Source organism: Bacillus sp. NTK071, assembly GCF_017303315.1.
Lineage (GTDB): Bacteria > Bacillota > Bacilli > Bacillales > Guptibacillaceae > Guptibacillus.
The window spans coordinates 469,959-493,369 of the sequence record NZ_JAFKOI010000001.1 but is presented as its reverse complement, the minus strand read 5'-3'; the positions used below and the strand labels follow the sequence as shown (position 1 = coordinate 493,369).

Here is a 23,411-nt window from a genome sequence, read left to right as displayed (position 1 = left end):
TGATATCATAAAATCCTCCTGTGTCAGGAGGATTTTATCTTGTGAATACATGCTTTCCAATCTCTTTAATAATATGCCTGCTTCGAATCCAATTATCTGTAGCCGTTTCAGGATTGTAATAGAAAAGGGCACCAGAACTTGGATCCTCTCCGATAAGCGCAGAATAGACAGCTCTGTACGCATCTTTCCCTGGCTTTCGATCATACTGGCCATCTGACACAGCGGTATAGGCACCGCTCTGAAATATTACTTCTTTAATGGAATTAGGAAATTCAGAAGAGAGAACTCGATTGACTGTTACAGCAGCAACCGCTACTTTCCCCTCAAAGGACTCCCCTCTTGCTTCACCACTAATTAATTTAGCTAGCATTTCAATCTCTTCTACCGAGTACTTCGTTACTGACAGTTGATCTTTCGTTACTTGCTTCACATCGTTCATATGTTTAACAGGAAGGTTCAAAAGTAACGCAACGTCCTGTTTCGTTTCAGGTTCAGGTATAACGAACTTGGAGTCTGTCATTTCCTCATTAAATAGGGAAGGTCCAGCTTTAATCATCGTCTTCGCTTCAACATGATGAGTTTCGGCAGAAAATAAAGTAAGGACCAAGCTCATCGTAAGTAGAATAGATAGCGATTTGATCATAAACCCCATCCTTTCTATAACGTTCTCAAACACGCAATTAAGGTTAGAGGAAGTCGAGACAGGATTCAATAGGGAAACGAAGGACATACTTCCACATATCAGAACAGAAAGAAACTCCTTCCAGCGAGAAGGAGTTTCTTTCTTACTCTTTGAACTGACTCATGCCAAGAAGTTGTAATGTTAATTCATCACTAGGGGGGTTATGAAGCCCAGCACGAACATCACGATAAAGTCGTTCTAATTTATTCTTTTTCATCAGGCTACGACCACCAACAATTCTCATCGATAAGTCTACAGCTTCCATGGCGCTACTAACTGCTTGTTGTTTAGCAGCAAACAGTTGAGCTTGCATCATCATTCGTTCGTCAGGATACCGATCCCATTGATCTGCAACAGAATATAGGAAATGACGTGCAGCCACTAGTGAGAGTGCTATTTGACCGAATTTATCTTGAATATGCGGAACATCTTTTAATGGTATATCTATACTATTGGGTTGGTAATTCGAAACAAAGTTTAGCGCCTCTACTCTTGCAGCTTCAGCAATCCCGAGATAAACAGCTGGAATATGAAGCAGCCAAGCAGGTGGTAGAGATTTTGTTTTCCGTTCTTTATCAAAAGTTTCCAGGAGTGCACTTTTAGGAACAAATACTTTATTAAGGATTAAATCATCACTTCTCGTTCCCCTCATGCCGAGGGTATCCCACGTTTTTTCAAGCTCTACGCCTTCTAAATTCATAGCAACGAGGAAATCGGCAGGAACGCCTTCACATGTTGCTTTTACAATGACTTGGTCAAGATGTGGACTCAAGGTTGTAAATGTTTTTCTTCCGGTAATAGTATATCCTCCTTCAACAGGAGTAGCTATTGTAGCAGGCAATCCTCCACGTGTAGGATCGCCAGTTTCTTCCTCCGTTTGAGCTCGATTAATGATCGACCCATTTAAAACGTCGTTACATAGTTTCGTGTAGGTTTCATCTGCCCATGGTCTGCGGTCGTTTAAATCTTTTAATACCCCAAGATGCCAACCAATTGATAATGCTGCAGAAGATTCACCCTTCCCAAGCTCTTCCTGAATTAAAACGAGTTCATAAAGCGACATGCTCCTACCCCCAGCTTGTTCAGGAATAGGAAGCGCTGTTAAACCTGACAACCTCATGTTGTCAATGATATGTGAAGGAATACTAGCTTCTTGATCTATCAATTCTGCATGTTCCCTAAGTTCAAGCCGATGCTTCTCTGCTATCTTGATCAATTCAAGATCTCGTTCATTTCTTATAAATTGCCCAATCATCTTAAGCACTCTCCTTTTGTTACCGATTTAACGTCTAATTAAGAGGTGATTTCTAGTAGTTCATCGATCCGTTCTTTTTCAAAACCAATAATCACTTCTCCATCGATAACAATTGTTGGTGTAGACATCGATTGATGTTCGTTAATGAGCTCATTCCGAGCAGCAGTATTCTCCTTGATATTTAGTAGTTCGTAGGCAATTTCATGCATTTGGAAGTAGTTTTTTACAAATTCACAAGGTGGGCAAGCTGGTTGGGTATAAAGCTTCACGTTTTTCATTTATTATCACATCCTATCGTTCATATACAAATAAATCCGTCTAAAACATACCACCACGTTGCTTATCTTTCAACTCTTTCGTTTTAGAAAGTTTGTCAATCGATACCAAGGGGAAATGGGTTGCTGAAGGTGTTTTGAAACTTTTCTCGAAATCTAATCGTATACAATAATAGAGGTTTACATCCTAACGATTTCATTCTATTGAAGGAGTGACATATATGAGTCTTCAACCTGAACAAACAAACGACCAGCGTGCGGCAGAAATTATACAAAGCTTTTATCATGAAGATGATACAGATAAGCTACTTCAGTCTCTTTCAGGACTAGGAGAAGATGCACAAAGAAATGCGGGTGAATCACTTGAAGCACTGAAACGACCAGTTAAGGGAATGATTGACCAGCCTAACAATGATTTACCCGATCATCTTCATAAATTAAGAGAACATGTATCAGAACTTGAACCTTCCTATCTTAAGAAAAGTAAATTCAATAAGTTAGTGAACCGAGTTATGGGTCGAAATGAAGTTGAACAATATGCCAAAAAGTACAAAACAGTAGAATCCCAGGTTGAGGTGATTGTTGAATCACTTCTAACAGGTAAGGATAAGCTCCAGGAAGACAATGTGATGCTGAAGGAATTAAAAGACGTTGCAAGAGATAGAATTGGCGGACTTGAAGACCAAATGGAGCTTGGACAAACGCTCATGAAAATGCTTGATGACGAAGCTTCTAAAGAGCAGTGGAAAGAAAATCCTCTTCCAATTCAGAAAGCACAGCAGAAGGTTGTTAGCAGAGTGAAAAACATGTCACAGGCTGTTATGGTCCTTCGTCAATCCATGGCATCAGTAGACCTTATTATTGAAAACAACGAAAAGCTTGAAGAAGCGATTTTTAATGCCGTAACGATGACCAAAAACATCATTACCGTTACAGCATCCATACAACTTGCACTAGGTAACCAACAAAAGGTCATTTCCGCTGTACAGAATGTAAACGAAGCGACAGAATCCATGTTGCTAAGGAACGCGGAGATGTTGAAGCAAAATACAGAAGGTACAGTCAAAACGCTCGAAAAACCAGCTATTGCGATTGAATCTTTTCGTAAAGCCTATAACGATGTGTTTGAAGCAATTAATATTACAGAGAAATCAAACGTCCGGATAATCGACAGTGGTAAGAAGTTTATTACTGAAATGAATGATTTAAATAAAGAGATGAAAGCTAAATTAGACAGTTCGACTCAGAGGCAGAAACAGCTTTCTGATGCTGCAGATCGATTTTAATGACAGGAGGGAATAGTATGGGGCTTTTCGATTCTCTAGAATCACAGTGGCTTGAAAAGCTTTTACCACCACAGTATAAAACGGTGGAACCATCGCTTTTACAGGACGCCAGTTCAACTAGCTTCCTCACATACGCAGAAAAGTTGTTGGATGAGTTCATTGATAAACTCGACCAAGGTTCAGACAAACCACAGAAATGGAAGCGATCTGAACATGGCTATACGATATATTTGAAAATAAGAAGAAACCTAATTCTATTGTCCGGCTATGACAGTCAAAAAAACAGAACATCAACGCCCAAAAAGTTTTTCATTCAGTGGGAAAGGCAAATGGTAGCTAAGAAAGACCATGGACGCTGTAAGCAAGGGACGATATTAATAAATGACAGAGGTCGTATTATTAAGAGAAACATTAAACGATCGCCCTTCTTCTCTGGAATTTTTCAACGGATAAGATTGTTGGACCATTCGCTACTCGGTACATCACCAACTGGTACGAGTCACTCACCTACAATTGATCCTCTTCTCCTTGATCACCTTGACAGATTACAACGAATAACTGGACATTCATTCATTCAAGGGGTCATTCATTCTAGATGTACAAGGCTGATTAATTTATTTCGAAAGATTCTGCCTGAGCTTGAGCCTTTGGATCTTGAAGAACGGCATATTGTGAAACGAATGCTTTCTACTGAATTGCCAGACTTGTTAACAGGATATATCTCACTTTCTCCTGAAAATAAAGAACTTCGCCACCAGAATTTGTTTCAAGCGCTTTGTCAGATGGAACTTACCCTTCACGAATTTCTTGAGAAAATCGAAGGAGATCGTCTATCACGTGTGGATCGCCTTCTGAAAGTAAGCAAATTAAGATACGATAAATAAAAGCTAGCTGTCGATGAGACGACAGCTAGCTTTTCTATACTTCTTGTTCAATATGTTCTTGCATGAGATTTCGAATACGTTCGTCAACTTCTTCTTTAGTTAAACCATGCTCTGCAACATAGCGATTTCGTGGGGATGTTCTACATTCATGCGTACATCCACGCAAATATTTATGCTCGTTCTCCTCTGACGTAATAATTTGCTTATTACATTCAGGGTTACCACAATTAACATAGCGTTCACACGGCTCACCAGTAAAATAGTCTTTTCCAACTACTACATGGTCTTTTTGATTAATTGGGACGGAAATTCTACCATCGAATACATAACACTGCCCATCCCAAAGTTCGCCCTGCGTCTCTTCATCTTTACCATACGACACGATACCACCATCGAGCTGATTAACATCCTGAAATCCTTGATTCATCATCCATCCTGTGAATTTTTCACAGCGAATGCCTCCAGTGCAGTAAGTGAGAATTTTCTTCTCCTTCTGATCAGCAAGGTTCTCTTGAACCCATTCAGGTAGGTCACGGAAATTCTGAATATCAGGGCGAATCGCTCCGCGGAAGTGACCTAGATCATACTCATAGTCGTTACGAGTATCTAAGATGATAACGTCCTCCTGTTGCATCGCTTCACGCCATTCTGCTGGTTTAAGATGCTTGCCACCCACTTCATTAGGATTGTGATTATCTTCAAGACGAAGCGTTACAAGTTCATCTCGATAGCGGACATGCATTTTCTTGAAAGGATGTTCTGTTGCTTCATCAATTTTGAAGAACAAATCAGCAAAACGCTCATCAGCATGCATCATATCCATATATTTTTGAGTATCCTCAATTGTTCCAGAAAGTGTTCCGTTAATGCCTTCTTCCGAAATAAGGATTCTGCCTTTTAGATTGTTTTCCTTACAAAATGCAAGATGTTCTTCTACATATTCTTCAGCTTGATCAATTTGAACATATTTATAAAACAATAAAACGCGATAGTCTTTATCCATACTAGTATCTCCTTTATTTCACTGTTTCCTTTTGCCAGTCTTTGAACCGTTCCAAAAACTAATTATAATAAAATTTACTCAAAATGCAAACCGAATCGCTTAAACTAATTTGTTAAGCAGATTTCAAACAAATCAATCGGCATTGCTTTTATTGCTACAGACAGCAGTTGAAACAGTGAAAAAATCACGTTTGTTTAATAGATGGCTCGACAATAACTTCAACGTTCCCCTTAATAGCACGTGTAATCATACACCCTTCTTCTGCCTGATGAGCAATCTTATGAATTTGTTCACTCAATGCTTCATCTGGCTTTCCTGAAAGATAAATGACTGGATAATGGGTAATTGACTCTACATGTAGTCTTCCTTTTTCACTCACGATTAATTTAGAAGAAATTGTAATATCTTCAAACTGAATTTTGTTTCGCTCTAAATATAAACCAATCGTCATAAAGTAACAGGCAGCAGATGAACTTAACAACAACTCATCGGGGTTCGTACCAACCTCACTCCCCCCCATTGATCCAGGAATTGATACTTCTGTCGTTAAATGATCCGTACTAATTTTCCCTTCACCCGATAGCCCGCCTTTCCAACTACCTTTCAGTTCAAATACATGATCCATATGATGACCTCCTTAAAATAGAGACAAAACTCCACTCGAATGAGTGGAGTTAGTCATTAACAATATTGTTCGAAAGCTCCTGTTAAGTTCTCAACGATTTCTTCTACTTCATGGTCTTCAATTTCTTCCCTTGGAATGAAGTGAAGGACCTGACCATCTTTAAGTAATGCAATAGAAGGTGAAGAAGGTTCATATCCTTCTAGGTATTCACGCATCTTCCCAGTCGCTTCTCTATCTTGACCAGCAAAAACCGTCACTAAGTGTTCTGGCTTTTTGTCATTCTCAATCGCTTCACGCGCAGCAGGTCTTGCAAGTCCTGCTGCACAGCCACAAACAGAATTAATGAAAACGAGAGACGTTCCTTTTTTTTCAGTAATGAAGCTTGCAACCTCTTCAGGTGTTGTAAGTTCTTCAAATCCAGCTGATGTCAATTCATCACGCATTGGTTGTGCCATTTGGCGCATATATTCTTCGTATGGGTTCATATCCGATACCTCCTGATTTTAATTAGACTTTCTTGCCTGAGTCATTTGGTGCCAGACAGATCCTTTTGCTTCTTCTCCGCCTTTAATACGCTCTAGAGCCATGCCTGCCTGCATTTTCACTTCAAACTCATTGTCTTGAGTCGCTTCTTCTAGTGCTGGAATAGCTGTATCATCGCCTAATTCATACAAATACATCGCTGCTCTCCAGCGGACAAGCTTGTTCGGATCCTTTAACGACTCAATCATTTCTGGCATAGCTTCTATATAACCTAAATCGGACATACAGTCACCCGCGGTGCGCCTAACGGTAACCGATTTATCTCGTAAAGCTTGATAAAGTAGTGGAAGAACTTCTTTTGATTCAATCATTCCAAGATAAACAGCGGCAAGTCTTCTTACAGAAGCTTTCTCGTCGCCCAAAGCTTTCTCAAGAACAGGTAAATCCGAGAGATCCGGATCCATCCGATCTAGAGCAGCATATCTTGATTTCCAATCTGGATCATCCAGCATCTCTAAAGTTACTTTCTTCTTATTTGTTTTTCTCGTTTGAGTTGTCCGATTCGGATCAAACGCGGACTTTACAAGATCGTCAAGGCGCTCTTTGCTATATGTTGCAGCTATTTCTTCCGTTACTTCAGTTCCGATGTCATCAGCTGCACCATATCTCGGACTTTGCTCTTTCCATTCTCGCTCCATTACCATGTTATCAGATGCTGAAGACGCGTTCATAGCCGCCTCCATAAATCGATCTGGGAGTCCAAAACGATGTTCCTTATCCCCCTCTTCAAGCTTAACCTGCATTGGAATATCACGGAACATCTGGATAAACACCTTCACTTCTCCAAAGTCTTCAACTTTCGCCTGATCAGAAGCGGGAGACTCTTCACTCTCCTGTCCAAACGCTTCCCTAGCACCTGGTAAGATATCTTCCCAAGCATATTTAGCATTTCGTTCAAGTGCGATAAAATCCATCACATGATAAAGACCTTTTACTCCTGGTACAGCCATCAATTTCTGGATAAAATCTGGCGCATCCGTTAGATCACTATCCTGTTTATACTGGCGGGTATCGCCAGCTTCTAATTCTTCACTTAGGTTAATTTTCATCGAATTCGGACTTGGTGTCGGTTCGATTGAAACAATTCTCATGCAATCGCCCCCTTCTATTCGTGATTTTATCATATGTGACTAAGCTCTACCATTACAGTGATTCATTGTTCAATCTTAACCACCGTAGCATTTTTCCTGTATTCATTATAAAAGGAAAGCACCTCGTCCACATATTCATCACTCTGGTTGTAGGCAAATAATGCACTCTTAATTCTTCCTTCACTCGCCCCATTTGCAGAAAGATAGCTTGCAGCAGTATAAGCAGCATCTGTTAGGTTATATGGGTCAGCTTTACCATCACCATTCCCATCCTTTCCATAACCCCCGTATTTGTCGATCAGTTTAGGATCCGTTATATCAATTAAATCATCTTTATCCAATTCACCAAGCCTACTGCCACCGTAGCTCCACCCTATCCATGTGAGTGGCATGAATTGATAATGTCCAATCGCACCTTTTGGACTCTCAAGTGTGTTCATGGTTGAAAACTTTGTTTCTACACGATGAACAGCAGCAAGTAGTTCCCATTGCATCCCATATTCTTCAGCAGCCTCTCTGTAAAGATCAATATACTCTTCAGGAACATGTGACTTTTTCAATGGAGTGGGAAAAGAAGCAGGATTCTTCTGTAAAAGAATCCCACAAACTACGCTTATGATGACTGTCATTAGAATTGCTATCCCGGGTCGTTTCACATCAATACTTCCTTCCTAGCTGCGGTCATTCGGATCTTGAAATTCTTCACTCGGAAGATGAATCCATTTACTTAGATAACCATGATCATAGAGAGCTTTAATCAAAATGAGTAAAATCGGCGATAGTACAACACCTGCAATACCAAAAAGAGATAACGATATAATCATGAATGATAGAATCGTAAATGCTGATACGCCAAGCGAATCTCCAGTGATTTTCGGCTCCATTATTTGTCTAACTAGCATCACAACAGCAAGTAAAATTAACAATGATATCGCAAGTGATGATTGGCCTACTGCGAATAAATAAATAGCCCATGGTACGAAGATAGCAGAAACACCAAGCAGTGGTAGAACATCAAAAAATGCTGATAAAAGCGCAAGTGTAAATGCATTATCGACTCGTAAAATCCATAACCCACAAAGAACGAGTACGAAGGTAATCGTAATCAGTTTGAGCTGAGCTTTTAAATAGGAGGCAATTCCACTAAGTACGTTCTCTTTCAGAAAATAATAAGCTGTCTTAAATGTGTTAGGCGTACGCTTCTCTGCAATACGCTTCCACATATCAATTTCAATACTTAAGAAATAGGCCAAAACGATCCCGATGATAAAATTAATCACAAGGGTTGGAATCGAGGTAACAAAAGCAAATACACTATTTAAGAAAGATGTAAGCATGAAAGATGCCTTTTCTACTAAAGTTAAAGAGAAATCCTGTGCTTTTTGTAGGACATCTGGAGGAAGTGCATTCAACTGAAGTTGCCCCCAATGAACGTAGCTCATCACCTGTTCCTGAAATTTAGCAACGTACTCAGGAATTAATGCAATTAGATTTTGTAATTGGAGAACAAAAATCGCTCCAGCAAGAAAAACAACACTAACCACAATTAGAACAAATAGTAGTGTTGATATTGTCGTAGCTGCCGTTTTTCCAAGCCCTCTACGATTTAGAAAGCGAGCAAAAGGCTCAATAATTAAAAAAATGACATATCCTACAAGAATAGGAGCGGCAATATCGAATAAGAAACTTGATACGAGCATAATAAGAAACACGGTTAATACGATAAGACCGATATCAAATGCGGTTCTCGCATACCGTCTATAAAAAGTTAACACGTTGTCACCTCACTTAATTCATCTGTCGTAAGCATATCGGTTTTATCAGTAAATTTCCATAACAAAAAAGAAGGGAACACCCTTCTTTTCAGATTATACCTTAATACTTGTAATTGGTCTTTCTAATGGTCGTCCAAAATAATACCCCTGACCAAAAGTCATACCAGCTTCGCGACAGAATTGAGCTTCTTCTCTTCGCTCAATACCCTCTGCAAGAAGTGTAATCCCCTCTGCTTCAGCAATTGAAACCAATTCAGATAGTTTCGACTGCTTATCAAGATCCTGATCACAAAAAGAAATGACACTGCGATCAATTTTCGCGAAATCCGGCTTTAATTCAAGAAGCATTTCCTTAGTAGCGAAGCCTGTCCCAACATCATCCAGTGCCATTTTCATACCTTCAGCTTTATAGGTGTTAAAGATATTTTTCAAATGATCGATTTCATTAACCTTCTCTGTCTCTACTACTTCAAAAACTAAATCATTCGGGTCCACTTCATATTTTTCAACTGCCTTGAAAGTCGTCTTGAGACAATGGGATGGATCGTAGATAGAGGACGGCAGAAAGTTAATAAATCGCTTAATTCCTCTAGGAAGGTGCTCTGCACCAACTCGAATAGAAGAAATTCTAGTAGCACTATCTAGAAATGACTGGAGACCAGACTCTCTTGCCATTTGAAACAATTCATATGGCTGAAAAGGGTAATGTTGATTTATTGGACGCATTAGAAATTCATAACCAGATATTTCATTATCCTCCAGCTTAATAATAGGCTGCATATGATTAGTAAATAACGAGCTATTCATAATTTCTATGTAATCTGGTCGCTGCACCCGTGAATAAAATTGAGGGAAAGTTATGGTTGCGGCTTCCTTTTTTCCAGGCTCAGTTAGCGTTGAGCAATAAAACATTTCTTTAGCTGCCTTATTAAAGGCACTATTAATGGTATCACAAAGGTCTTTAAGTTCATGTTCGTTTTCATAAGAAACGATAATAGGGTTTGTTGGTTCCCATTTAAGAATTTCTCTCAGGCTTTCCAATAATTGAGGGACTGGTGTGTAAATTTCTAAATACCCCTTATGTACTATTTCTGGAATTGTATTGCATTTTGAACAAGCAAGCATTCATAATCTTCTCCTTACCTTTACTATAGTTCAATCCTCAAAGTCTTCAAAAAAAAGCAGAAGATTATATCCCCTGCTTTTTTTATCGGACAAGTTCCTATTTAGTTTAATAGATTTTCATACATATTAAGGTATTTTTCAGAAGAAGATTCCCACGAGTAGTCTAATTGCATTGCTCTTGCAACTAACTTATGCCATGTTTTCTCATCATGATGATAAAGGTTAAGAGCAAGCTTTATCGTATCTAACATCTCATGCGCATTATAGTTTGCGAAACTGAAACCATGCCCTTCACCGGTGTACTTGTTAAAAGGAATAACGGTATCCTTCAATCCTCCGGTTTCACGAACAATCGGTAAACTTCCGTATCGAAGTGCAATAAGCTGACTAAGTCCACATGGTTCAAACTGTGACGGCATTAGAAAAAGATCAGAGGCAGCATAAAGTTGACGGGCAAAGCCATCATCAAAATAAATATTAGCTGAAAACCTTCCTGGATAACGAGCCTCTGCTTCACGAAGCATGTGTTCGTAATGTTCATCACCAGTACCAAGTACAACAACTTGTACATTCTCTTCCATGATTTCTGGTAGCACCCGGAAGAATAGATCAATCCCTTTTTGTTCCACTAACCGTGTAATCATTGATAAGACAGGAATACCTTCCCCAATCTGTAAGCCGATCTTCTTTTGCAAGTCTGTTTTGTTTTTCTCTTTCAACAGTTGCTGTGTGGCCTGGTATTTAAAAGGAAGCGCAGCATCAGTTGCAGGATCATAAAGTTCTGTATCAATTCCATTAATGATTCCAACAAAATCTTGTTCCCTTTTGCGCATTATTCCATCCAAGTACTCTCCGAAAAAAGGTAACTTAATTTCATCAGCATAAGAAGGACTTACCGTTGAAATGTAATCTGAATACACGAGGCCCCCCTTCATGAAGCTAACATTACCATGAAACTCAACGCCTTCATTAGTAAAATGAAGCTCACTTAAATCGAGAAGGTCATGTAAAATTGATTTCGGAAAAACGCCCTGATAACGCAGGTTGTGAATGGTATAGACAACCTTCATGGACTCGTATGTTGGATGGTTACGGTAATGTGCTTTCTTTAACACCGGAATCATACCGGTTTGCCAATCGTGACAATGAAGGATATCAGGTTGCTCCTCAAGATAAGGAATTGCCTCTAACACGGCTTTACAGAAGAATGAGAATCGTTCACCATCATCGTAATACCCATAGCTTCCACTCCGTTTAAAGTAATACTCATTATCAATAAAGTAATACGTAATCCCGTCATACTTAAGCATTTCAATTCCACAATATTTATGACGCCATCCTACAGATACTGTAATCGTATCCTTGAGCTCAAGTTTGCTTTTAAAGGATTCGTTCATATCTTGATATTTAGGTAAGATAACGGATACGTTTACTCCCTGGTTCTTAAGAGCTTTTGGTAGTGCTCCGATCACATCACCTAGGCCCCCAGTTTTAATAAATGGGTGGCCTTCAGACGCTGCAAATAACACATTCATTTCAAGTCCTCCTACTAGATAACCGTGGCTTTGGCAATGACACGGGGCTCATCTTCTGACCTGACTGTCTCACCAGGTGAAACGGAAACGTCTTTATCTAAAATAACGTTTTCAATGATCGCATCTTCACCAATTTCACATTTTTGCATAATAATACTATTCCGAATAACTGCCCCTTTACCAACTCTAATACCTCTAAATAAAATGCTGTTTTCTACAGTTCCTGAAATTGTACACCCATTTGCGACAAGGGAATTTGAAACATTTGAGCTTTCAAGATACTTTGCAGGCGACTCATGTTTAACCTTCGTATAGATCGGTCCCTTATTGTAGAATAGCTCCTGTGTAACATTTGGATCTAGCATCTCCATGCTGTAGCGGTAATAACTTTCAATGCTATCAATAAAAGTGACATAGCCGCCAAAATGACATGCATGAACATGGTAACGATCTAGGCTACCTGCAATGGCTTCATTAATTGAATCATATTTACCCGAAGCCACACTATCTTCAACAAGTGAGATAAGCAGGGATGATTTCATAAGGAATGTGTTCAAATACACATTATCTCCTGGCAATGCCTCAACATTAAGGTTAAGACGATCAACACGCTCATCATCATTCGTGTAAAGTACGTTATAATTTCTACCGCTTGTATAAGGGTCATCACATGGCTTATACACTACTGTAATATCAGCATTTTGTGCTTCATGTTCTTGAATAACTTGGTCAAAGTCTACATTCCAAACAAGTTGGCCATTCGTAACAAGTACATAATCAGAAAGGCTTCTTTTAAAGTAAGAAAGATTTTCAAAGAAAGAATAAATATCTCCGTTAGTCTTTCGTTCATCGTCAGCAGGTGGTTGAAAGAACAAACCACCTCTGTGACGATCTAGATCCCACTCTCTACCAGAACCAAGGTGATCAAAAAGGGAACGATATTTTTCACGGGTAAACACGGCTACAGTATTAATACCTGCGTTGGTCATATTCGATAACGAAAAATCAATTAAACGATACCGACCTGCAAAAGGAACAGAGGCAAAGCTCCGATGATTTGTTAACTCACTCAAGTTGTTTTTTTCGTCGACAAGATTAATTACTCCTACTACTTTTTTCATCGATTCATCCTCCTATCCTATTTTGGTACCGAAACAATTTCGCCATCAGCAATCAATGATATAGAACCATCATTCGATCCAAGTGTCATACCATCTTCCACAACTGTACCACTTTCAACAATTGCATTTTCAATCGTTACATTAGCACCAATTTTTACATTTGGCATAATAATGGAGTTTTTAATTGTACTTCCGAGTCCAACATGAACACCGTAAAATAGGACAGATCGATAAACATCTCCATAAACAACACACCCCTCATTCACAAGTGAACGTGATACTTTCGCCTGTGGTGCAATATATTGTGGTGGCTGGTTTGGGTTAACAGAATAAATCTTCCATGCAGGATCATTTAGAATTAAAGATGGATCGTCATCTAATAAATCCATATTGGCTTCCCACAAGCTTTGTAATGTACCAACATCTTTCCAGTAACCATTGAATGAGTAAGCAAACACATTTTTTTCGTCCTCAATCATCGCTGGGATGATGTCTTTTCCAAAGTCATTTGATGATTCTGGATTTTGTTCATCTTCCGTTAAATATTTCTCAAGAGCTTTCCAGTTGAAGATATAAATACCCATTGAAGCAAGGTTTGTTTTAGGTTCAGCTGGCTTCTCTTGGAATTCAACAATTCGATCTTCATCATCTGTATTCATGATTCCAAATCGACTAGCCTCATGCCAAGGCACTTCCAACACAGCGATTGTCGCGTCAGCGCCACGTTCTTCATGGTAATCAATCATTTCGGAATAATCCATTTTATAAATGTGATCTCCCGAAATAACGAGCACATATTCTGGATCATATTGTTTGATGTAATACATATTCTGATAAATGGCATTTGCTGTGCCTCTATACCATTCTCCACCCTTTTGACCCAGATAAGGTGGAAGCACTGATACGCCACCATTTTTACGATCCAGATCCCACGAACTTCCAATTCCAATATAAGAATTTAGTATGTAAGGCTGGTATTGTGTTAGAACTCCAACCGTGTCAATCCCAGAGTTACTACAATTACTAAGTGTGAAGTCAATAATTCGGTACTTTCCACCGAATGGAACAGCTGGCTTTGCTAGACGAGTGGTCAACTTTCCTAATCGTGTTCCCTGTCCTCCTGCAAGTAGCATGGCGACACAGCGTTTTTTAGACATAGCGACTTCTCCTTTCAAGGTTGCTTTTATTTTTTTTGCCGAGAATCACAATACCAAGTGGTGGAACTTTTAACATCAGACTATTCGGTTGATTATGATACGGTTGCTTCTCGCTCTGCATCGTTTCTGCGTTCAGCTGGCCTGATCCACCATACTTTTCTTGATCGCTAGTAAACATTTCAATATACGTGCCTGTTGAAGGGACACCAATTCGATAATCGTAATAAACATTAGGAGAAAAATTGATCACTGCAATATCGCAATCACCTTTCGCTTTTCCTTTTCTCATAAATGTGAGCACGGATTGAGAATTGTCATTCGCATCAATCCATTCAAATCCTTCATGCTCATGATCAATTCGCCACATGGCTCTTGACTCTAGGTAGAAATGATTTAAATCCTTCACGTAGGCATTCATTTTTTTGTGCATTTCATAATCAAATAACATCCAATCAAGTTCAGATAAATCTTTCCATTCATCGAATTGACCAAATTCCCCACCCATAAATAGTAGCTTCTTGCCTGGATGAGCCATCATGTAGCCATACAACGTTCGAAGATTGGCAAATTTCTGCCAATAATCTCCAGGCATTTTATTAAGAAGGGACTTCTTCCCGTGAACAACTTCATCATGTGATAAAGGAAGAAGATAATTCTCTGAGAACGCGTAAAAAAACGAGAACGTCAACAAATTATGATGATGTTTCCGGTCGTCCATATGAAGTTCCATGTATTTCAGAACATCGTTCATCCATCCCATATTCCATTTATAATTGAATCCGAGACCGCCTTCATGAATTGGCGCGCTAACAAGAGGATAATCTGTCGACTCTTCAGCCATCATTAACACATTAGGAAATTTCTCGAAAATCGTTCGGTTCAGCTTTTGTAAAAATTCCTTAGCAGCTAAATTTTCTCCTACATCAACGCCACTACCATCATCGTGATGATAGAGTAACATTTGAGATACCGCATCAATTCTTAGTCCATCAATATGATAATAATCAAACCAGAAGACAGCATTTGATATCAGGAAACTCACAACTTCCGGCTTGTTATAATCGAAATTATAAGTCCCCCAATTAAGGCGTTCAGCCCTTGCAGGATCTGAAGGCTCAAAAACGGGACCGCCATCAAACTGCCCTAGACCATGTGCGTCTTTACAGAAGTGAGCTGGAACCCAGTCTAGAATAACGCCAATATCTTCTTGGTGGCACCGATCAATGAATTCCTTCAAATCTTGTGGTTCACCAAATCGACTTGTCACCGAAAAATATCCGGTAAGTTGGTATCCCCACGATCTATCAAACGGATGCTCCATAATAGGCATAAGTTCAATATGCGTATACCCGTGTTCTTTTACATATGGGATTAATTCATTTGTTAGATCACTGTATGAATAATACGATCCATCCTCTTTCCTTTTCCAAGAACCTGGATGAACCTCATAAATGGAAAGCGGACCTTGATACGGTTCCGTTTTCTGTCGTTTGTTCATCCATTTTGAATCTTGCCAATCATATTCGTCCACTTTTTTAACAATAGACGCGGTTTTCGGCTTTAATTCAGAGTAGAACGCGTAGGGGTCAGATTTCATTAAAACCTCTCCACTACTTGTTTCTACTGCGTACTTATAAAGCTCGTTCTCTGAAAGTTCATCAATAAATAAGGACCAGAGACCTGATTCTTCAATTTTCGCCATCGGATGAGAAGTGGGATCCCAGTGATTAAAATTTCCTGTTACGGATACGGCTACTGCGTGAGGAGCCCAGACTGTAAAGCGTACTCCATATCGTCCATTCTCAGCCCTTAAATGCGCGCCCATCGAACGATACGCCTGAAATAAATTTCCCTGATGAAATAAATACCGATCGTAATCTGTCGGCATCATTACAGTCATTGCGACACCTCGCTTTCAAGATAAAATATAGGGATTAACCCTTAGAAATCCTTTACATCTTACAGATTCGACAAACGATGCAGTGTTTCCTTTTAAAAAATAATTTGTCGAAAGAATAATTATTTTTCGTCAAATTTCGAAATTATTTTCATAAAAAAAAGAGTCTGCGCTATTTAGCGCAGACCTTATGTCCAATTATGATACATTTTCTTGCATTTCATTCATTCTTACCTGAAGTTGGTAAGCCATTGAGATTGACCATGCAAGTGGAGTGTTTTTATTCGGAATATTTGTTCCGCCGATATACAATTCAGGAATTTTCCCACTTTCAGGCGTTATACTCATTGTTTTGGACCAATATTCATTCATTTTATCAAGTTCACCAATTTGTTCGTAACACAATCCTAACCATGGGAATCCAAAGCACCATTCCGCTTCGCTACCTTCATTATAATACTGATCGTTCTCATATCTGATAATGCCTCGTTTACGTTCAAGTCGCCCTGTTACACGGTCAAGAATTTGGATTGCTTGTTGTCTTGTTACAACATTTAAAGGATAAATTAAGGATAATAGCGCTAGATCGGTTTCTTTCGTCTCACTTTCACATGGAAGAAGTTTATTTAATGAGTCTTCGCCTTTTTGAATCATATAAGCAGGAACATTAACAAGTGTTTTAACTGCCTTTAGTCCAGCTACACACGCCCCGACGCTTGAAGCATGAACTTCAACATTTTCTTCCCACATACCGTTATCAGGACTTTCCCAGTATTGAAGACACTCTAAGTAATCAACAAGCTTTTGAACAATTCTAAGGTCGATTTTGTCTCTTAATACTGGTTTACCGTTTAGAATTCCTTGTCCTATGCCGTAGAGCATAATCCCTATCGCATCATTTTGAGCATGACCCCACTCTACCGGTATTTCTTCAAGGTTCTTCGTATATCTTGCGTGAATATATTCGTGAAGGTATTGTGGCTTTTGTTCTGTATGAATATCTAACTTCCATTCATATTTTCTAAGCAATGAGAGCAACGCATGATACGCTTTTTCGTACCTTGTACATTTTGAATTTAAATATGGCATCACTGCATAGCATACATCTCTGATCCATACATAGTCGTAGTCATCTGAAGTACTTGCAACATATGCGCCATTAGGTAGTCGCATGCTTTCAAGTACACTGTGCAGCTTATGTTGATTCATATTCCTCACCTGCTCCTTATTTTTTACTACAATTATACCCTTTTCGACAATTTTAAACCTTTTTATTGTACGAAAAAGACTAACCCGGGAAAAAAGGTCAGTCTAAAGTCTGATTAATCGCAGCAACTTCACCAGTTTCTGGCTCCATTCGGTACACGTAATCAATATACGAAAGAAGCTGATCTCTGGCTTCTTTCACTTTAAGGAACTCGGTTTCGCGTATAAACGCGTATACGAAGGTTTCAATTCGCTTTGAAAGAATGTCATCTTGGGTTTTCATCATCAATACGCTTAAATCGATACATGCGCAGTGGTGAGTGTAATAAAGAGCTTTGTCATAGTCGGTAATATCCAATGACTTGCCCCCTTTCTAGGAGCTTACCTATAGTATCTACATGGCAGCTCCGCTTACACAAAGAAAAAGATAACAGTCATATTATGATTTAAGGATGGTAAAGCCGTCTTTCTGTTCCACTTTCTTTTCCTTTAACAACTTTCCCATTGCACGCTTGAATGCTGCTTTACTAATGTTAAATTCTTTTTTAATTGCTTCAGGATCACTCTTATCTGTAAATGGCATTTGATTATCACGTTCCTTCATATACGTAAGAAGGCGATCAGAGTCCTCTACTCTTGCTTCCTTAACAAGAGGTCGTGTCGATACATTCACTCGACCATCTTCTCTAACAAAGGTTATTCTCATCGTCAGTCGCTGTCCAAGTCTTACCTGCTCTTTCATCTCGTCTTTATGAAGATAGGCAAGGTAACCTTCACTCGTTAAAATTGAAACACCGTCATCTAAAAATCTGAAGACAAGTCCTTCTACTTCTGTATTTTTGGATTCAGCTGGAGCAACGATTGAAAGCTCTTGGATTTCTTCGAATTTACTTAAATCGGCAAAAAGACGCTGCTTTTTATCAAGCTTTAATCCACAATACAACTCATCACCAATCGCAGGCCATGTTGCCCAGTCGTAAGGAAGATCGTCTTTAGAGAGGAGCATGTCCTTTTGGATACCAATGTCTACGAATACACCAAGACTGTGCTTTACTTCTACCACTTTAAGAATGGAGAAAGAATCCAGTGTTACAGTTGGCATCGTTTCTGTTGCAGAAAGTCTGCCTTGATGATCATGATACAAAAATACTTCCACTTCATCATTTTCTTCATATTTATTTATAGCTTCTCGTTTGTGAAGCATTACATCCTCATAACCATTCGTTAAGAAGTAGCCATATTCCTGCATACGCGCAACACGTAGTTGTGTAATTTCTCCTGCTAGTAATTCACTTGCCAACTTGATTCACGCCTTTCTTTTTTCTCGTCTTAGTATATCACTTCATACGCTCGTATTTAATCATTTATCATAAAAGTTTTTATCCTGTAAATACTAACAGCGACACAAATCGAAAAGGAGTCGTGAACGATGTCTACTTACCGTAAAGTCGAAGAAATGTTAAAAAACGCACATGAACTTGTTGAATATGCTGATGAACAGCTACAACTTGCAACAAAGCAGCAACCAGCAGTGTCAGATAAAGGCTACACTGAAACTCAACAGCTTCTTGAACGCATGTCTGTTGAGCTTGATAAAATGATTCATAGTGCTAATCCTGAACAGCGTGATGCGTTATCACGAGCACAACAGCAAGTTCAGGATTGCCAAAATGACTTTATATTAGGATTCGATACATGAGATCTGCTGTCAGCAGATCTTTTTTTTCTTATTTAAAGGCTGTTTTCGCAGACATTGTTACTAAAAGGATAGTCCGCTCCAGGTGTTCGCTTTCCGCGGAAGTCATACACCTTACCTCCAATTTGCTAAGTAAGTTTTATAAAACCGTATTAACAGCAACTATCTCTTGAAAAGACCCTAAGAAAATGACCCGAACTCGCTTGCCATCTTCTCGGAGTTCTTTCTTCTCGCTTTTCTTGCCTTCATTCGATCAAACCCACCGTCATGAACATATTTTTCTTCTTTTGTTTCTGGAATCGCTTCAGGCACTTTGGATGGCTTACTGTGTCCATCCAATGCAACGAAAGTTAAAAATGAAGTGGCGCATACTTTCTTTTTTCCTGTTAACACATTTTCTGCAAAGATTTTCACAAAAACTTCCATTGACGTATTGTGTGTCCAGCTTACATAAGATTCAAGACTCACTACTTCCCCTTCCCTAATCGGACTAAGGAAATCAATCGAATCAGCGGAAGCAGTGACAACTGCTGATCGCGCGTGTTTTGACGCTGTTATAGCAGCGATGTCGTCGATATAAGCCATAAGCTTACCTCCGAACAATGTGCCATGAGTGTTCGTATCAGATGGTAAGACAAAGCTTGATTTTGTTGTTCTAGAAGCCCGGATTAGTTTTTTTGGTAAATCGTTGTCAGACATATTTCTTCACTCTTTCTAGAAAAGCCCAATTGCTGTTCCGTCTTCTGAAACATCCATATTAAGGGCTGCTGGTTTTTTTGGTAGTCCAGGCATTGTCATCACATTACCTGTAAGAGCCACAATAAATCCTGCTCCAATTGAAGGTCGGAACTCTCTAATTGTAATCGTAAATCCTAATGGTCTTCCAAGTAAAGCAGGATCATCGGATAAAGAATACTGCGTTTTTGCCATACATACTGGAAGATGACTCCAACCGTTCAGATCAAATTCCTTTAATTGCTTTTGTGCTTTTGAAGAGAACTCTACCCCATCTGCACCATAGACCTCTGTTGCGATGGTCTTAATTTTGTCCTCAATTGGCATATTCAAATCATAGAGAGGCTTAAATGTATTTTCTTTATTCTCAATTTCATTAAGAAGGAGGTGTGCAAGTTCAACTCCACCTTCCCCTCCTCTTGCCCAAACGTCTGTTAATGCAACAGGAATACTATTCTCTTCACACCAATTAAGAAGCGTATTAACTTCAAGCTCAGAATCAGTTACGAAGCGATTAATGGCAACAACGAATGGGACTCCGTACTTTTGGATTGATGCGACGTGATGTTCGAGATTTGAGAGTCCTTTCTCAAGTGCAGAAACATTCTCTTCTTTCAACTGGTCTTTCGGTACACCACCGTGCATCTTGAGCGCCCGGATCGTTGCCACAATAACAGTCGCTGCAGGATCAATATCTCCAGCTCTCGTTTTGATATCGAAAAATTTCTCTGCTCCAAGATCTGCGCCAAACCCTGCTTCTGTCACAACATAATCAGAAAGTTTCTGAGCCATTTTTGTTGCAGCAACGCTGTTACATCCATGAGCAATGTTAGCGAATGGTCCACCATGGATAAGCGCAGGGGTATTTTCAAGTGTCTGGACAAGGTTAGGGTTCAATGCATCTTTAAGAAGTAACGTAATTGCACCCTGGACGCCAAGATCAGATACCGTAATCGGTTCTTTCATTGAATTATAACCAATAACAATTGACGAAATTCTTCTCTTTAAATCAGTTAAATCAGAAGCAAGACAAAGAATTGCCATAATTTCTGAAGCTACCGTAATATCAAATCCATCTTCGCGAGGAACACCTTGAGTCGGTCCCCCTAGTCCTACTATCACTTGACGCAAAGCTCTATCATTTAAGTCCACTACGCGTTTCCAAGTTATTCTTCTTGTATCAAACCCAATTTCGTTTCCTTGATGGATATGATTATCGATTAATGCAGATAGAGCATTATGCGCACAGGTAATCGCATGAAGATCACCAGTAAAATGAAGGTTAATATCTTCCATCGGCATTACTTGTGAGTATCCACCACCTGCAGCGCCACCCTTTATACCCATGCTGGGGCCAAGAGAAGGTTCTCGCATTGCCACGATCGCTTTTTCACCGATTCGATTTAGCGCTTGAGCTAGCCCTACAGTTACAGTACTTTTCCCTTCACCTGCAGGGGTTGGGTTAATCGCAGTTACGAGGATGACTTTACCGGAAGAATGTTCGTTTAAACGCTTCATCGTATTTAAAGAAATTTTTGCTTTATAGTGACCGTATGGTTCCCACTCATCCTCTTGTAGACCTAGATTTTGAGCAATATCTTTAATTCGTTTCATCTCTGTTGATTGAGCAATTTCAATATCACTTTTTATCTTTAATTCTGATTTCATCAAACTCCTCCATCCGATGAGATATGTATTCCATTTTCCATCTTACCCAAGTTTATTCCGTACGTTAAGGATTATCTACAAAATTGAGCACATCCTTGACAATACTGTTATTATTCGGTATAGTTAAATTAACCATTTATCACATAGGGTATTTGAGTGAACAGATGATTCTTATATTGTGTTTAACTTATTCACAATATCAAGCATTTTTCTCAATTTCTTTATGAATGGTTTAAATTTAAGTGCACAAAGATTGTGCTAAGCTTTTAGGAGGAACAAACATGCAAAACGGTAAAGTAAAATGGTTTAATGCAGAAAAAGGATTCGGCTTCATCGAAATCGAAGGTGCTGAAGACGTATTCGTACACTTCTCAGCAATCAATGACGAAGGTTTCAAAACACTTGAAGAAGGCCAAGAAGTTTCTTTCGAAATCGTTGAAGGAAATCGCGGACCTCAAGCTGCTAACGTTAACAAACTCTAATTATATATATGAGCTAAAGGAGCAGATCAATTCATCTGCTCCTTTTTTAGTTTCAGTCGTTTAATGTCGATATCGTTAGGTCATACTATTCCTGAATGATTTGTAAAGGTGGGATAGTATGTCAGAACCATATTCTGATCTTCAACAGATTGAAATGTCGATCAAGTCTGCTCAGCACCTTGTTGGACAAGCGACTAAAAGTATGAACGACAATCAGCTAAAAGCAGCTCAAGATGCAATTAATCAGGCAAAAGAGCAATTCCAGCAAGCACTTTCACACAAGACAGGAACAAACGAACAGTTCTACGAATTCTCAAGTGAACTTATTGAGAAGTGTGAAACTCAGTTAAAAGAAGCGAACGAATAAAAGAAGCAGCTCCGGCTGCTTCTTTTATTCGTTATCTAATTCAATTGAGCTGCTTATTTCAGTACCCTTCAAAGCCTGAACAGCTAGACGGTGTGCTTCTTTATTTTCATCTCTTGCAATGTGTTTGTAGATTGGTTGTAGCCTTAGATCTCGTAATGCTTCTTCAATACGGTCCATCCACCTATTTAAAAGAGGCTCATATACCGCCCACTCTCCAGAAAGCTGATTTATCACAACTTGTGAATCACCTTTAATTAGAATCTCCGTATCTTCTACATCAATCGTTTTCACTTCTTGTAGTCCAACCCACAATGCTGCATATTCTGCTTCATTATTGTTTTCAAGATAATCCATTGCTCGATTTACTCGGATACGTTTTCTTCTTCTTCCTTCATAAAAATAAATAACCGCTCCGCAGCCAGATTTCTTAGATGCTTTATCAAAGCTACCATCAAATATGACTTCGATTGAAGCTGGTCTTTCTTGCTTTTTCGTCGTAAATGTTTCTAACTCTTTAATAGACCATTTTGTTCCACGATCATCAAGGAAGTACAGATCAATGGATCGTCCCGTTTTTGCAATATCACGAGCAAGAAGCATGGCCTCATTTGAATTCATTTCATCGGACGTCATCCATGACTGTATGCCACGAGGGGTTTTATACTTCCATTTCACAATGACAAGCATGATTTTCCACTCCCCTTATGTTAGATGTTTGCCTAACTGCTTCAGTTCATCACCTACAGTGCACTCTGTTATACAAAAGCGTTGAGCATGACATTTCCCATAGTCGTGCTGATTAACACGCTTTAATAAGCAATCCTGACAATATGTATCAAGGATTAACCCTAGCTCCATCATGACTTCTTTCTTTTTCATACTTTTCACTCCTAAGCACAATCCCTTCTTAACAGCTTTCTCCTTTTACCTTAAATGTATGTCTTCTCTGTTAGAACATGATTATGATAAAATTAATCACGACTAGCCACCAGGGAGGAAATAC

General features: G+C 39.2%; 26 protein-coding genes. 5 read left to right on the top strand and 21 right to left on the bottom strand.

All coding sequences use genetic code 11. The features are described 5' to 3' along the window. Positions 1–34: 34 nt before the first annotated feature. From JI666_RS02540 to JI666_RS02530, 3 genes are all read right to left on the bottom strand, one after another. Positions 35–643, bottom strand: coding sequence for a cell wall hydrolase (locus JI666_RS02540; RefSeq protein ID WP_286170538.1), 609 nt, complete (start codon positions 641–643; stop codon positions 35–37). Positions 644–785: 142 nt separating this feature from the next. Beyond that, a complete protein-coding gene (locus JI666_RS02535) occupies positions 786–1,937 on the bottom strand; it encodes an acyl-CoA dehydrogenase family protein (RefSeq protein ID WP_206888631.1) in 1,152 nt (383 codons plus the stop codon). A 38-nt stretch (positions 1,938–1,975) separates the two neighbouring features. Continuing rightward, a complete protein-coding gene (locus tag JI666_RS02530) occupies positions 1,976–2,215 on the bottom strand; it encodes a glutaredoxin domain-containing protein (protein WP_206888629.1) in 240 nt (79 codons plus the stop codon). 218 nt (positions 2,216–2,433) lie between these two features. Here JI666_RS02530 and JI666_RS02525 point away from each other — a divergent pair, with 218 nt between their 5' ends. Together JI666_RS02525 and JI666_RS02520 are read left to right on the top strand one after the other, a co-directional pair. After that, a complete protein-coding gene (locus JI666_RS02525; protein WP_206888627.1) occupies positions 2,434–3,498 on the top strand; it encodes a toxic anion resistance protein in 1,065 nt (354 codons plus the stop codon). A gap of 17 nt (positions 3,499–3,515) precedes the next feature. After that, positions 3,516–4,382: a hypothetical protein gene (locus tag JI666_RS02520; RefSeq protein ID WP_206888625.1), complete on the top strand. Its 867-nt coding sequence runs from the start codon at positions 3,516–3,518 to the stop codon at positions 4,380–4,382. 34 nt (positions 4,383–4,416) lie between these two features. Here JI666_RS02520 and trhO read toward each other — a convergent pair whose 3' ends face one another. The 14 genes from trhO to JI666_RS02450 form a co-directional block, all read right to left on the bottom strand. Further along, the gene (gene trhO, locus JI666_RS02515; protein WP_206888624.1) at positions 4,417–5,385 is read right to left on the bottom strand and encodes an oxygen-dependent tRNA uridine(34) hydroxylase TrhO; all 969 of its coding nucleotides are present in this window, start codon (positions 5,383–5,385) and stop codon (positions 4,417–4,419) included. 184 nt (positions 5,386–5,569) lie between these two features. Then, positions 5,570–6,010 (bottom strand): OsmC family protein, encoded by a 441-nt coding sequence (locus JI666_RS02510; RefSeq protein ID WP_206888621.1) that lies wholly within the window; start codon positions 6,008–6,010, stop codon positions 5,570–5,572. 56 nt (positions 6,011–6,066) lie between these two features. Then, positions 6,067–6,495: a BrxA/BrxB family bacilliredoxin gene (locus JI666_RS02505; RefSeq protein WP_206888619.1), complete on the bottom strand. Its 429-nt coding sequence runs from the start codon at positions 6,493–6,495 to the stop codon at positions 6,067–6,069. Positions 6,496–6,513: 18 nt separating this feature from the next. Continuing rightward, entirely contained in the window at positions 6,514–7,644 is a 1,131-nt protein-coding gene (locus JI666_RS02500; RefSeq protein ID WP_206888617.1) for a conserved virulence factor C family protein, read from the bottom strand. Between the two features lie 62 nt (positions 7,645–7,706). Beyond that, positions 7,707–8,300: a lytic transglycosylase domain-containing protein gene (locus tag JI666_RS02495; RefSeq protein WP_211201402.1), complete on the bottom strand. Its 594-nt coding sequence runs from the start codon at positions 8,298–8,300 to the stop codon at positions 7,707–7,709. Between the two features lie 15 nt (positions 8,301–8,315). After that, positions 8,316–9,419, bottom strand: coding sequence for a sporulation integral membrane protein YtvI (gene ytvI / locus JI666_RS02490; RefSeq protein ID WP_206888616.1), 1,104 nt, complete (start codon positions 9,417–9,419; stop codon positions 8,316–8,318). Positions 9,420–9,512: 93 nt separating this feature from the next. After that, a complete protein-coding gene (locus tag JI666_RS02485; RefSeq protein WP_206888613.1) occupies positions 9,513–10,544 on the bottom strand; it encodes an EAL domain-containing protein in 1,032 nt (343 codons plus the stop codon). Positions 10,545–10,645: 101 nt separating this feature from the next. Then, positions 10,646–12,079, bottom strand: coding sequence for a glycogen synthase GlgA (gene glgA, locus JI666_RS02480; RefSeq protein ID WP_206888610.1), 1,434 nt, complete (start codon positions 12,077–12,079; stop codon positions 10,646–10,648). Between the two features lie 14 nt (positions 12,080–12,093). Continuing rightward, complete coding sequence (gene glgD, locus JI666_RS02475) at positions 12,094–13,200, bottom strand: glucose-1-phosphate adenylyltransferase subunit GlgD (RefSeq protein ID WP_206888607.1); 1,107 nt, start codon at positions 13,198–13,200, stop codon at positions 12,094–12,096. Positions 13,201–13,217: 17 nt separating this feature from the next. Continuing rightward, on the bottom strand, positions 13,218–14,357 hold the full coding sequence (locus tag JI666_RS02470; RefSeq protein WP_206888605.1) for a glucose-1-phosphate adenylyltransferase: 1,140 nt from the start codon (positions 14,355–14,357) through the stop codon (positions 13,218–13,220). Further along, positions 14,350–16,257 (bottom strand): 1,4-alpha-glucan branching protein GlgB, encoded by a 1,908-nt coding sequence (gene glgB, locus JI666_RS02465; protein ID WP_206888602.1) that lies wholly within the window; start codon positions 16,255–16,257, stop codon positions 14,350–14,352. The genes JI666_RS02470 and glgB overlap by 8 nt, the downstream gene beginning before the upstream one ends. 195 nt (positions 16,258–16,452) lie before the next feature. Further along, complete coding sequence (locus JI666_RS02460) at positions 16,453–17,463, bottom strand: glycoside hydrolase family 15 protein (RefSeq protein ID WP_206888600.1); 1,011 nt, start codon at positions 17,461–17,463, stop codon at positions 16,453–16,455. Positions 17,464–17,560: 97 nt separating this feature from the next. Continuing rightward, the gene (locus JI666_RS02455) at positions 17,561–17,818 is read right to left on the bottom strand and encodes a YhdB family protein (protein WP_048309652.1); all 258 of its coding nucleotides are present in this window, start codon (positions 17,816–17,818) and stop codon (positions 17,561–17,563) included. Positions 17,819–17,899: 81 nt separating this feature from the next. Then, positions 17,900–18,760 carry a CvfB family protein gene (locus JI666_RS02450; RefSeq protein ID WP_206888598.1) on the bottom strand — a complete coding sequence of 287 codons (861 nt, stop codon included), beginning with the start codon at positions 18,758–18,760 and terminating at the stop codon, positions 17,900–17,902. 129 nt (positions 18,761–18,889) lie between these two features. On the opposite strand from JI666_RS02450, the gene JI666_RS02445 reads away from it, so the two are divergent. Continuing rightward, the gene (locus JI666_RS02445) at positions 18,890–19,159 is read left to right on the top strand and encodes a DUF2524 family protein (RefSeq protein ID WP_206888596.1); all 270 of its coding nucleotides are present in this window, start codon (positions 18,890–18,892) and stop codon (positions 19,157–19,159) included. A gap of 177 nt (positions 19,160–19,336) precedes the next feature. Here the strand turns inward: JI666_RS02445 and JI666_RS02440 are convergent, their stop codons facing one another. After that, positions 19,337–19,855 carry an acyl-CoA thioesterase gene (locus JI666_RS02440; protein ID WP_206888595.1) on the bottom strand — a complete coding sequence of 173 codons (519 nt, stop codon included), beginning with the start codon at positions 19,853–19,855 and terminating at the stop codon, positions 19,337–19,339. Positions 19,856–19,870: 15 nt separating this feature from the next. Next, positions 19,871–21,559 carry a formate--tetrahydrofolate ligase gene (locus tag JI666_RS02435; protein WP_206888593.1) on the bottom strand — a complete coding sequence of 563 codons (1,689 nt, stop codon included), beginning with the start codon at positions 21,557–21,559 and terminating at the stop codon, positions 19,871–19,873. A 281-nt stretch (positions 21,560–21,840) separates the two neighbouring features. Between JI666_RS02435 and cspD the strand changes: the two genes are divergently transcribed. Further along, positions 21,841–22,041 carry a cold-shock protein CspD gene (gene cspD, locus JI666_RS02430; protein ID WP_136945416.1) on the top strand — a complete coding sequence of 67 codons (201 nt, stop codon included), beginning with the start codon at positions 21,841–21,843 and terminating at the stop codon, positions 22,039–22,041. A 118-nt stretch (positions 22,042–22,159) separates the two neighbouring features. Next, entirely contained in the window at positions 22,160–22,408 is a 249-nt protein-coding gene (locus JI666_RS02425) for a DUF2564 family protein (RefSeq protein ID WP_136945417.1), read from the top strand. A 24-nt stretch (positions 22,409–22,432) separates the two neighbouring features. Here the strand turns inward: JI666_RS02425 and JI666_RS02420 are convergent, their stop codons facing one another. Together JI666_RS02420 and JI666_RS02415 are read right to left on the bottom strand one after the other, a co-directional pair. Next, on the bottom strand, positions 22,433–23,095 hold the full coding sequence (locus JI666_RS02420; RefSeq protein ID WP_206888591.1) for a reverse transcriptase-like protein: 663 nt from the start codon (positions 23,093–23,095) through the stop codon (positions 22,433–22,435). A 15-nt stretch (positions 23,096–23,110) separates the two neighbouring features. Continuing rightward, positions 23,111–23,287 (bottom strand): zinc-finger domain-containing protein, encoded by a 177-nt coding sequence (locus tag JI666_RS02415; RefSeq protein ID WP_084006392.1) that lies wholly within the window; start codon positions 23,285–23,287, stop codon positions 23,111–23,113. Positions 23,288–23,411 lie beyond the last annotated feature (124 nt).

What these genes read in the sequence shown, in the direction of transcription:
- JI666_RS02540 (WP_286170538.1), bottom strand. Translation starts at nt 643, where the DNA reads ATGATCAAATCGCTATCTATTCTACTTACGATGAGCTTGGTCCTTACT.
- JI666_RS02460 (WP_206888600.1), bottom strand. Translation starts at nt 17,463, where the DNA reads ATGAATCAACATAAGCTGCACAGTGTACTTGAAAGCATGCGACTACCT.
- JI666_RS02420 (WP_206888591.1), bottom strand. Translation starts at nt 23,095, where the DNA reads ATGCTTGTCATTGTGAAATGGAAGTATAAAACCCCTCGTGGCATACAG.
- JI666_RS02425 (WP_136945417.1), top strand. Translation starts at nt 22,160, where the DNA reads ATGTCAGAACCATATTCTGATCTTCAACAGATTGAAATGTCGATCAAG.
- JI666_RS02510 (WP_206888621.1), bottom strand. Translation starts at nt 6,010, where the DNA reads ATGGATCATGTATTTGAACTGAAAGGTAGTTGGAAAGGCGGGCTATCG.
- trhO (WP_206888624.1), bottom strand. Translation starts at nt 5,385, where the DNA reads ATGGATAAAGACTATCGCGTTTTATTGTTTTATAAATATGTTCAAATT.
- glgA (WP_206888610.1), bottom strand. Translation starts at nt 12,079, where the DNA reads ATGAATGTGTTATTTGCAGCGTCTGAAGGCCACCCATTTATTAAAACT.
- JI666_RS02445 (WP_206888596.1), top strand. Translation starts at nt 18,890, where the DNA reads ATGTCTACTTACCGTAAAGTCGAAGAAATGTTAAAAAACGCACATGAA.
- JI666_RS02485 (WP_206888613.1), bottom strand. Translation starts at nt 10,544, where the DNA reads ATGCTTGCTTGTTCAAAATGCAATACAATTCCAGAAATAGTACATAAG.
- JI666_RS02535 (WP_206888631.1), bottom strand. Translation starts at nt 1,937, where the DNA reads ATGATTGGGCAATTTATAAGAAATGAACGAGATCTTGAATTGATCAAG.
- JI666_RS02440 (WP_206888595.1), bottom strand. Translation starts at nt 19,855, where the DNA reads ATGTCTGACAACGATTTACCAAAAAAACTAATCCGGGCTTCTAGAACA.
- glgD (WP_206888607.1), bottom strand. Translation starts at nt 13,200, where the DNA reads ATGAAAAAAGTAGTAGGAGTAATTAATCTTGTCGACGAAAAAAACAAC.
- JI666_RS02500 (WP_206888617.1), bottom strand. Translation starts at nt 7,644, where the DNA reads ATGAGAATTGTTTCAATCGAACCGACACCAAGTCCGAATTCGATGAAA.
- glgB (WP_206888602.1), bottom strand. Translation starts at nt 16,257, where the DNA reads ATGACTGTAATGATGCCGACAGATTACGATCGGTATTTATTTCATCAG.
- JI666_RS02530 (WP_206888629.1), bottom strand. Translation starts at nt 2,215, where the DNA reads ATGAAAAACGTGAAGCTTTATACCCAACCAGCTTGCCCACCTTGTGAA.
- cspD (WP_136945416.1), top strand. Translation starts at nt 21,841, where the DNA reads ATGCAAAACGGTAAAGTAAAATGGTTTAATGCAGAAAAAGGATTCGGC.
- JI666_RS02525 (WP_206888627.1), top strand. Translation starts at nt 2,434, where the DNA reads ATGAGTCTTCAACCTGAACAAACAAACGACCAGCGTGCGGCAGAAATT.
- JI666_RS02435 (WP_206888593.1), bottom strand. Translation starts at nt 21,559, where the DNA reads ATGAAATCAGAATTAAAGATAAAAAGTGATATTGAAATTGCTCAATCA.
- JI666_RS02415 (WP_084006392.1), bottom strand. Translation starts at nt 23,287, where the DNA reads ATGAAAAAGAAAGAAGTCATGATGGAGCTAGGGTTAATCCTTGATACA.
- JI666_RS02470 (WP_206888605.1), bottom strand. Translation starts at nt 14,357, where the DNA reads ATGTCTAAAAAACGCTGTGTCGCCATGCTACTTGCAGGAGGACAGGGA.
- JI666_RS02520 (WP_206888625.1), top strand. Translation starts at nt 3,516, where the DNA reads ATGGGGCTTTTCGATTCTCTAGAATCACAGTGGCTTGAAAAGCTTTTA.
- JI666_RS02505 (WP_206888619.1), bottom strand. Translation starts at nt 6,495, where the DNA reads ATGAACCCATACGAAGAATATATGCGCCAAATGGCACAACCAATGCGT.